Annotated in this window: 8 protein-coding genes and 1 tRNA gene; 3 read left to right on the top strand and 6 right to left on the bottom strand. The window is 71.4% G+C overall.

Annotated elements, in window-relative coordinates; translation table 11 throughout:
* Nucleotides 1-2: 2 nt before the first annotated feature.
* Nucleotides 3-1028: an aspartate-semialdehyde dehydrogenase gene (locus ACXJKL_RS08480; RefSeq protein WP_457206623.1), complete on the top strand. Its 1026-nt coding sequence runs from the start codon at nt 3-5 to the stop codon at nt 1026-1028.
* A gap of 3 nt (nt 1029-1031) precedes the next feature.
* On the opposite strand, the gene ACXJKL_RS08475 is transcribed toward ACXJKL_RS08480, so the two are convergent.
* The 3 genes from ACXJKL_RS08475 to ACXJKL_RS08465 all read right to left on the bottom strand — a co-directional run bounded on the left by ACXJKL_RS08475 (nt 1032) and on the right by ACXJKL_RS08465 (nt 3042).
* Nucleotides 1032-1748 carry a hypothetical protein gene (locus ACXJKL_RS08475; protein ID WP_457206622.1) on the bottom strand — a complete coding sequence of 239 codons (717 nt, stop codon included), beginning with the start codon at nt 1746-1748 and terminating at the stop codon, nt 1032-1034.
* A gap of 174 nt (nt 1749-1922) precedes the next feature.
* Nucleotides 1923-1996 (bottom strand) — tRNA-Pro (locus ACXJKL_RS08470).
* Nucleotides 1997-2097: 101 nt separating this feature from the next.
* Entirely contained in the window at nt 2098-3042 is a 945-nt protein-coding gene (locus tag ACXJKL_RS08465; protein ID WP_457206621.1) for a metallophosphoesterase, read from the bottom strand.
* Between the two features lie 25 nt (nt 3043-3067).
* Between ACXJKL_RS08465 and ACXJKL_RS08460 the strand changes: the two genes are divergently transcribed.
* The gene (locus ACXJKL_RS08460; RefSeq protein WP_457206620.1) at nt 3068-3526 is read left to right on the top strand and encodes a GatB/YqeY domain-containing protein; all 459 of its coding nucleotides are present in this window, start codon (nt 3068-3070) and stop codon (nt 3524-3526) included.
* Between the two features lie 21 nt (nt 3527-3547).
* Here the strand turns inward: ACXJKL_RS08460 and ACXJKL_RS08455 are convergent, their stop codons facing one another.
* On the bottom strand, nt 3548-5935 hold the full coding sequence (locus ACXJKL_RS08455) for a penicillin-binding protein (protein ID WP_457206619.1): 2388 nt from the start codon (nt 5933-5935) through the stop codon (nt 3548-3550).
* A gap of 192 nt (nt 5936-6127) precedes the next feature.
* Between ACXJKL_RS08455 and ACXJKL_RS08450 the strand changes: the two genes are divergently transcribed.
* Nucleotides 6128-6415, top strand: a complete 288-nt coding sequence (locus ACXJKL_RS08450; RefSeq protein WP_457206618.1) for a WhiB family transcriptional regulator — start codon at nt 6128-6130, stop codon at nt 6413-6415.
* A 5-nt stretch (nt 6416-6420) separates the two neighbouring features.
* Here ACXJKL_RS08450 and ACXJKL_RS08445 read toward each other — a convergent pair whose 3' ends face one another.
* Both ACXJKL_RS08445 and ACXJKL_RS08440 read right to left on the bottom strand, forming a co-directional pair.
* Complete coding sequence (locus ACXJKL_RS08445; protein ID WP_457206617.1) at nt 6421-7596, bottom strand: ArsA family ATPase; 1176 nt, start codon at nt 7594-7596, stop codon at nt 6421-6423.
* Nucleotides 7593-8642, bottom strand: coding sequence for an ArsA-related P-loop ATPase (locus ACXJKL_RS08440; protein ID WP_457206616.1), 1050 nt, complete (start codon nt 8640-8642; stop codon nt 7593-7595). Before ACXJKL_RS08440 ends, ACXJKL_RS08445 begins: the two co-directional genes overlap by 4 nt.
* Between the last annotated feature and the right edge of the window lie 22 nt (nt 8643-8664).

Here is an 8664-nt window from a genome sequence, read left to right as displayed (position 1 = left end):
GCATCGTCGGCGCCACCGGGCAGGTGGGGGTCGCGGTCCGCGAGATCCTCCTCGAGCGGTCCTTCCCGATCGAGGAGATCCGCTTCTTCGCGTCGGCCCGCTCGGCGGGCACGGTGCTGAGCTTCGGTGACCGGGAGGTGACCGTCGAGGACGCCTCGACGGCCGACCCCGCAGGGCTCGACATCGCCATCTTCTCCGCCGGCGCCACCACGTCGCGGGCCCTGGCTCCGGCCTTCGCGTCGGCCGGCGTCATCGTGATCGACAACAGCTCGGCGTTCCGCAAGGACCCGGAGATCCCCCTGGTCGTCAGCGAGGTCAACGCGGCGGCCATCGACGCTGTGGTCGCGGCCGGCCACGGCATCATCGCCAACCCCAACTGCACGACGATGGCTGCCATGCCGGTCCTCAAGCCGCTCCACGACGAGGCCGGGTTGCGACGCCTCATCGTGTCGACGTACCAGGCGGTCTCGGGCTCCGGCGTCGCCGGCGTCGACGAGCTGGCCGACGGGGTCGCGGCTGCGGGCGACAAGGGACGCGAGCTGGCCTACGACGGCGAGGCGGTGACCTTCCCGGAGCCGGTGAAGTACGTCGACACCATCGCCTACAACGTGCTCCCGCTGGCGGGCTCGATCGTGGACGACGGGCTCAACGAGACCGACGAGGAGCAGAAGCTGCGCCACGAGTCGCGCAAGATCCTCGGCCTGCCCGACCTGCTGGTCTCGGGCATCTGCGTCCGGGTGCCCGTCTTCACCGGCCACTCGCTGGCGGTCAACGCCGAGTTCGAGCGCTCGCTCACCCCCGCGCGGGCCCGTGAGCTGCTGGCCGACGCCCCGGGTGTCGAGCTGCGCGAGGTGCCGACGCCGTTGCACGCCGCCGGCAAGGACCCGTCGTACGTCGGTCGGTTGCGGCAGGACCCGGGCGTCGACGGCGATCGTGGTCTCGCGCTCTTCATAAGCAACGACAACCTGCGCAAAGGTGCTGCCCTGAACACCGTCCAGATCGCCGAGCTGGTCGCCGCGTCGCGGTGACGGCTACGGCTGGCCCTCACCGGCGTCGGCCAGCGTCGCGGTGACCTTCCAGGACAGGGCGTAGGCGAGGATCGTCACCACGGTGACGGCGACCGCGCCCGACCACTCGTCGAGCGAGTCGATGAGGAACAGCATCGCCACCACGGCCAGCAGCGCGACCGCCAGGAAGCTGGTGCTGGCGGCGTCGCGGATGCCGAAGCCCCGCAGCAGCCAGCCGCCGAGGTAGGTGAGGGCGATGAGGATCGCCACCATCAGGAGCAGCCCGGGGCCGCCGCCGCACGAGGCGGTGCCCGTCGCGACGTCGCACATCCGCAACGACCCGTAGGTGAGCAGGACCGCGGTCAGGCCGACCACGGCCCCGACGAGCAGGACCGCGGGCAGCGCCGGCAGGGTCGGGAGGCGGACCTCGCGTCGCTCCCGCGCGGGCGCGGGCTGGACCGGCGCGGGCTGGACCGTGGTCACCGGCTCGGGGCGGCGAGCCGGACGACGCACCGGACGAGCCTGGGGAGCCGGGACGGGCTCCAGCACCTCGGTGGGGCGGTCCAGCGGCTCCGGGTCGGGCTCGGGCTCTGGCTGGCGCTCGGGCTGGGGCTCTGGCTGGGGCTCGGGCTCAGGGGCGACGGGTGCGTCCGACGCGACCGGCCTGCGCTTCTTGCGGCCGAAGCCGAAGGAGGGGAGCTCCAGCGAGGACTCGTCGCCCTCGAGGTCCTTGTCAGCCATGCGGCGAAGTGTGCCACGACCGTCGCCCTGGATGACCCGTGATCAGCGGGGAGGATCGCACGTCCCCGGGGCGTCCGGTGTTCCGCGCTGTCGAGCGATCCCCGGAGACGACTCAGGGCCCGGACCCACATCCGTGGGTCCGGGCCCTGCCGATGTCCTGGAACATCCGATCGGTCGGGCTGACAGGATTTGAACCTGCGGCCTCCTCGTCCCGAACGAGGCGCGCTACCAAGCTGCGCCACAGCCCGATCCGCTCCGAACCGGTGACCGGCTGCGAAGCACGGTGAGCATACCCGAGCGGCCGGAGCCGTCCGAAATCGGGATCGTCGAGGCCGGTGGGGTGAGCGGATCAGGGCCGTTCGGGGCGCGTGGTGAGCGTCATCAGGGTGGCTTCCGGGCGGCAGGCTACGCGCAGCCGGATGTAGGGATTGGTCCCGATCCCGGCCGAGACGTGGAGCCACGACGAGCCACGATCACCGGGGCGTGAGTCCGCCGGGTGGCGGTGCAGACCCTTGGCCCGCGCGCGGTCGAGGTCGCAGTTGGTGGTGAGGGCGCCGTAGCCGGGCAGGCACACCTGGCCGCCGTGCGTGTGGCCGGCGACGATGGCGTCGTACCCGTCGCCGGCGAACTGGTCCAGGACGCGGAGGTACGGCGCGTGGGTGATCGCGAGGCGCACGTCCGCGTCAGGGTCGGCCGGGCCGGCKACGGCCGCGAGCTCGTCGTACTGCAGGTGCGGGTCGTCGACGCCGGCCAGCGCGAAGGTCGTGTCCCCGACGGTGATCGAGCCGCGCTCGTTGCGCAGGTGCAGCCACCCGGCGTCGACCAGGCCGTCCCTGAGGTCGCGCCAGGGCAGCTCGGGGGTGTGGGTGTTGCGGTGGCCGGTGTCGGGCAGCAGGTAGCGCGCGGGGTTGCGCCACCCCGGCGAGAAGTAGTCGTTGGACCCGAACACCGAGATGCCGGGCCGGTCGAGCAGGCCACCCAGGGCGTCCAGGACGGCCGGGACCGACCGGGGGTGGGCGAGGTTGTCGCCGGTGTCGATCACCAGGTCGGGAGCCAGGTCGGCCAGCTCGCGCAGCCACGCCTGCTTGGCACGCTGGTCCGGGGCCATGTGGATGTCGCTGAGGTGCAGCACCCGCAGCGGTCGGTGCCCGGCGGGGAGCAGCGGGACACTCACCTCGCGCAGGGTGTACTGGCGTGCCTCCCACGCGGCGTACGTCGCCAGGGCCGCCCCGGCCCCGACCCCCAGGGGGAGGCCGACGTCGAGGGCGCGGCGGACCAAGGGGAGGAGGGGCACGCGGCAAGGCTGCCACAATGAGCCCATGAGCTCCCTCAAGGACCGCCTTCGCGCCGACCTGACCGCCTCGATCAAGGCCCGCGACGAGGTGCGCTCCTCCACCCTGCGGATGGTCCTCACGGCGATCACGAACGCCGAGGTGGCCGGCAAGGAGCAGCGCGAGCTCACCGACGACGACATCATCGGCGTCCTGTCGACGGAGGCCAAGAAGCGTCGCGAGGCCGCCGTCGCCTTCGAGCAGGGCAACCGCCCGGAGATGGCCGCCAAGGAGGCGGCCGAGGGCGAGGTGCTCGCCGACTACCTGCCCGCGCAGCTGAGCGACGCCGAGATCGCGGACCTCGTCACCTCCGCCATCGCCCAGACGGGCGCGGCCGGGGAGGGCATGCGGGCGATGGGCAAGGTCATGGGCGTGGTCAGCCCCCAGGTCAAGGGCCGGGCCGACGGTGGTGCCGTCGCCGCGGAGGTACGCCGCCAGCTCRGCTGACGCGTCCGCCCGCCGGGTCGGTCAGCGGTTGCCGTTGCCCCGACCGCTGTTGCCGCCACCGTTGCCCCCGCCGTTGCCACCACCACGACCGCCGTTGCCGCCGTCGTTGCCTCCGCTGGGCTCCGGCGGCGGGGGGACGTATCCGGTCGACGGGTAGATGACGACCGTGTCGCCGCTGCTCAGGGACGTGCCGCCCCCGGGCGAGGTGTAGGCGATCGCGCCCTCCTGCACCTCGGAGTTGACGACGCCGCCGACGCTGACGACGAAGCCCGCGGACTCCAGCGCCTGGGTGGCGGAGTCCTGCGACATCCCGCTGACGTCGGGAACCGCGGTGAGCACACCGGCGATCTGGTCGCCCGACGGGGCGGTGAAGTCGGTGTAGTCGAGCTTGGAGGAGACGGCCGCCATGGCGTCGCCCCAGATGGGGCCGGCCACCGTCGAGCCGAAGGCCTCGCTGATGTAGCTGCCGCCCACGACCTGACCGTTGAGGGTCACCCAGTTGCCGAGCGGGTCCGCACCGGCCACCATCGCGGCGGCGGCGATCTCCGGTGTGTAGCCGGTGAACCAGACCGCCATGTTGGAGTTGTTGGTGCCGGTCTTGCCGGCCGAGGGCTTGTCGATGGCGATGTTCTGCCCGAACCCGCCGGGCTCCATGACGCCCCGGAGGACGTCGTTGACGGCGTCGGCGGTCGCGCCGGGCATGACCTGCTCACAGGTCTGCGGGTAGTCCTTGACCAGGTTGCCGTCGGCGTCGGAGATCGAGGTGACCGGGAGGGCGTCGCAGTGGATCCCCCGCGCCCCGAAGGTGGCGTAGGCCTCGGCCATGGTCAGCGGGTTGGAGTCGGAGACGCCCAGGATCCAGGAAGGCACCTTCTGGGTGTCCGGCAGCGTGATCCCCATCTTCTCGGCCAGCTCGATCGGCTCGCACATGCCGGTGCGCTGCTCGAGCTGGGCGAAGAAGGTGTTGACCGAGTTCTGCGTGCCGCTGTAGAGGTCGAACGTCCCCGAGCCGGTGGAGTTGGACACCGGCCACGAGCCGCTGCCGGCGTACGGCCCGTCGCACGTCTCGAAGCTGCTGTCCGGGAGCTCGATGCTGTCGGGGGAGGCGATCGACGTGCTGAGCGGGATGCCCTGGTTGATGGCGGCGGCGAGGACGAACACCTTGAACGTCGAGCCGGCCTGGAAGCCGTTGGCGTCGCCGTACTTCCGGGGGACGACGTAGTTGAGGTAGGTCTGGCCGTCGGCCTTGTCCTTGCCCATCGGACGGGACTGGGCCAGTGCCTTCACGTGACCGGTGCCGGGCTCGACCATCGCCAGTCCGCCGATGGCCTGGTCGGTCGGGCTGACGTGCGCGGCGACGGCCGTGTCGGCGGCCTTCTGGTAGTCGAGGTCCAGCGTGGTCTGGATCGTCAGGCCGCCGGACTGGAGGAGGCGGCGGCGGTCCTTGGCGGTGTCGCCGAGGGACTTGTCCTTCATCAGGTAGTTGACGGCGTAGTCGCAGAAGAACGGCGCCTGGGACTGCTGGCACCCGTTGGGCGAGCGCTCGATCTTGAGGCCGAGCTTGCGCTCCTTGAGCTTCTCGGCCTTGGCGGGGTCGAGGACCCCCAGCTGGGCCATCCGGTCGAGGACCACGTTGCGGCGGTTGAGGGCCCGTTCGGGGGAGTTGGTGGGGTCGTAGCCCGTGGGGTTCTTGACCAGCCCGGCGAGCAGCGCGGACTGCACGTAGTTGAGGTTCTTGGCGTTCTTGGCGAAGTAGTGGCGTGCCGCGGACTGCACGCCGTACGCCCCGTCCCCGAAGTAGGCGATGTTGAGGTAGCGCTCGAGGATCCAGTCCTTGGAGTAGTTCTTCTCGAAGGCGATCGCGTAGCGCAGTTCCCGCAGCTTGCGGGCGTAGGTGTCGTCGGTGGCGGCCGCCGCCTCCTGCTTGGACTCCGCCTGGGTCAGCAGCGTCTGCTTGACCATCTGCTGGGTGATCGACGAACCGCCCTGCACCGAGCCGCTGGCCTGGTTGGTGACGAAGGCGCGGAGGGTGCCGCGGATGTCGAGGGCGCCGTGGTTGTAGTAGCGGTAGTCCTCGATGCCGACGATCGACTGCACCATCTTGCGCGAGATCTGGCTCAGCGGGACGTTGATGCGGTTCTGGTCGTAGAGCGAGGCGATGAGGTTGCCGTTGACGTCGTAGATGCGCGTCTTCTGGGCCAGCTCCTTGGCCTCGAGCTCCGCGGGGAGGTTGACCATCCCCTTGCTGACGTTCTTGGCCCCGACGCCGACGACACCCGCGAACGGGATGGCCAGACCGGCGACCAGGACGCCGAGGATGGCCGAGACGACGGCCATCACGGCGAGGTGCGAGGCCACGGTCCGGGCGGTCGAGCGGCCCGAGCCAGGTCGGGGGGAGGGCATGGACATGGACCCCAATGTACGGGAGGGGGCTATCACACCCCCACTTCGCGCGAGCGGGGACTAGTCACAAAGGACCATGTGATTTGAGCCAAGTAGTGCCTATCTCAACTGCTCACTGGTACATACCTTTGACCTCGGGTCGTGAGTGGTCGCTATGGGGGTGACCATCACGGATCCACGAGAATGTGGGGAATCGACATGTGGGTTGAGGACTGGGCGCCGCGAGCGGCTTGCAAGCAGGACACCCCGGACGCGCTGTTCGTGCGTGGCGCGGAGCAGAACAAGGCCAAGCAGGTCTGTGCCGGGTGCCCGGTGCGCACCGAGTGCCTCGCCGAGGCTCTCGACAACCAGATCGAGTGGGGCGTCTGGGGCGGCATGACCGAGCGTGAGCGCCGGGCGCTGCTGCGTCGCCGCCCGACCGCGTCGTGGCGCACCGTGCTGGAGACCGCGCGGATCGAGCACGTCAAGGTCGTCGCCACCGTCTGACGTCGTCAGTCGGCAGGTGCCCCGGCCAGCAGGTCACCGATGCGGCGCAGACCCTCGAGGTCGTGCACGTCGGTCGCCAGGGCCGGCACCACCGTGGTCGCCACCTCCGGGTGGGCGGTCGCCCAGCGCTCCCGTAGGTGCGCCTCCCGCTCGACCATCCGCACCCGGTCGGCGTGCAGGCGCAGCAGCCCGGCCGTCGTCGACTCCGGCGACGAGGCCACCAGCCGGTCCGCGGCCGCCGCGGCGGCGTCGGCCGAGAGGTGCGAGCGGGCCGCAGGGCTCGCGCGGTTCACGACCAGCCCTGCCAGCGGCATCTCGTCCTCGGTCAGGCGCTCGACGAAGTACGACGCCTCGCGCATCGCGTCCGGCTCGGGCGCCGCGACCACGAGGAACGACGTACCCGGCGCCTGCAGCAGCGAGAAGGTCTCCTGTGCCCGCTGCCGGAAGCCGCCGAAGAGGGTGTCGAAGGCCGCGACGAACGTCTGCATGTCGCGCAGCACCTGGGCGCCCAGGATCTTGGTGAGCGCGTTGGTGACCAGCCCGAGGCCCGCCGTCATCAACCGCGCCGGGCCCTTGGCCGGAGCGAGCAGTAGCCGGATGAAGCGCCCGTCGAGAAAGCTGGAGAGTCGCTCGGGGGCATCGAGGAAGTCCAGGGCCGACCGGCTGGGCGGGGTGTCCACGACGATCAGGTCGTAGGTGCCGTCGGCCCGGGCCTGACGGTGGACCTGCCCGAGCTTCTCCATCGCCATGTACTCCTGGGTGCCCGAGAACGAGCTCGACAGGGCGATGTAGAACGGGTTGTCCAGGATCAGCCGCGCCTTCTCGGGGGTGGCCTGGCTCAGCACCACCTCATCGAAGGTGCGCTTCATGTCGAGCATCATCGCGTCGAGGGAGCCCGGACCGACGCCCGCCACGGGCCGTGGGGTGTTGTCCAGGGTCTCGATGCCCATCGACTGCGCGAGGCGACGGGCCGGGTCGATGGTCAGCACCACGACCTTGCGCCCCCGCTCGGCGGCCCGGAGGGCCAGGGCCGCGCTGGTGGTCGTCTTGCCGACGCCGCCGGACCCGCAGCACACGATGATCCCGGTCGCGGGGTCGTCGAGCAGGGCGTCGAGGTCCAGCCGGGACGCTCGGTCGGTGGTCGCGGCCAGCGGGCCGACGCGCGGGCGGCTGCGGGTCATGCGAGCCCCTGCTCCCGCAACCGTGCGGCGAGCTCGTAGAGGCCGCCGAGGTCGATGCCACCCGGCATCCGTGGCAGCTCGTACGACGGCACGTCCAGCGCCTGCACCACCTCGCGCTGCGAGTCCTCCAGCGCCCGTCGGGCCGCGTGGTCCGCGGCCTCCTCGAGCAGCGAGTCCACCAGCTCGTGGGACACCTCGACGCCGGCGCGGGAGAGGTCGGCGGCGACGGCCTCGCGGTCGAGGGTGCCGGCCCGCGCCGCCCGTAGGTCGGCGGCCCCCAGGTCGCGCGGACGCACCATGTTGACCACGACGCCGCCGACGGGCAGCCGCGCCTCGCGCAGGTCGGCGAGGCCGTCGACCGTCTCCTGCACCGGCATCTCCTCCAGCACGGTCACGACGTGGACCACCGTGCGGGGGGAGCGGAACAGCGTCATCACGGTGTCGGCCTGCGCCTTGATCGGCCCGACCTTGGCCAGCCCCGCCAGCTCGCCGTTGACGTTGAGGAACTGGGTGATCCGGCCGGTGGGCGGTGCGTCGAGCACCACGGCGTCGTACGCCACGGCGTCCTTGTTGCGGGCGTTGCGCTGGACGGCCTCGTAGACCTTGCCGGTCAGCAGCACGTCGCGGACGCCGGGGGCGATGGTCGTGGCGAAGTCGATGATGCCGAACCGGTCGAGCGCCTTCCCGGCGCGGCCGAGCTTGTAGTACATCGACAGGTACTCCAGCAGGGCCGACTCCGGGTCGATGTGCAGCGCGTTGACCGTGCCCGGCGCGACGTCGCCCAGGGGCAGCCCGCGGGCGATCCGCCGCTCCTCGTAGGGCAGCGGCTCGACGTCGAACATCCGGGCGATGCCCTGGCGGCCCTCGACCTCGCACAGCAGGACGTTCTTGCCGGTGCTGGCCAGGGCGAGCGCCAGCGCGGCCGCGACCGTCGACTTCCCGGTGCCGCCCTTGCCGGTGACCACGTGCAGGTCGACTCCTCGCCAGTCGCTGCGCCGGTTGCCGGCGGGTGCTGGACCGTGGGCTCCACCGTGGACTGGGGACACGTCGGCGAGCCTAGTGTGTGGG

It is taken from the genome of Nocardioides sp. P5_C9_2 (genome assembly GCF_054049555.1).
Note: the sequence above shows the minus strand (reverse complement) of the source record. Positions and strands in the feature narration are given on the sequence as shown.

Coding starts and splice junctions, on each gene's coding strand:
- ACXJKL_RS08475 (WP_457206622.1), bottom strand. CDS start 1,748: ATGGCTGACAAGGACCTCGAGGGCGACGAGTCCTCGCTGGAGCTCCCC.
- ACXJKL_RS08455 (WP_457206619.1), bottom strand. CDS start 5,935: ATGTCCATGCCCTCCCCCCGACCTGGCTCGGGCCGCTCGACCGCCCGG.
- ACXJKL_RS08450 (WP_457206618.1), top strand. CDS start 6,128: ATGTGGGTTGAGGACTGGGCGCCGCGAGCGGCTTGCAAGCAGGACACC.
- ACXJKL_RS08445 (WP_457206617.1), bottom strand. CDS start 7,596: ATGACCCGCAGCCGCCCGCGCGTCGGCCCGCTGGCCGCGACCACCGAC.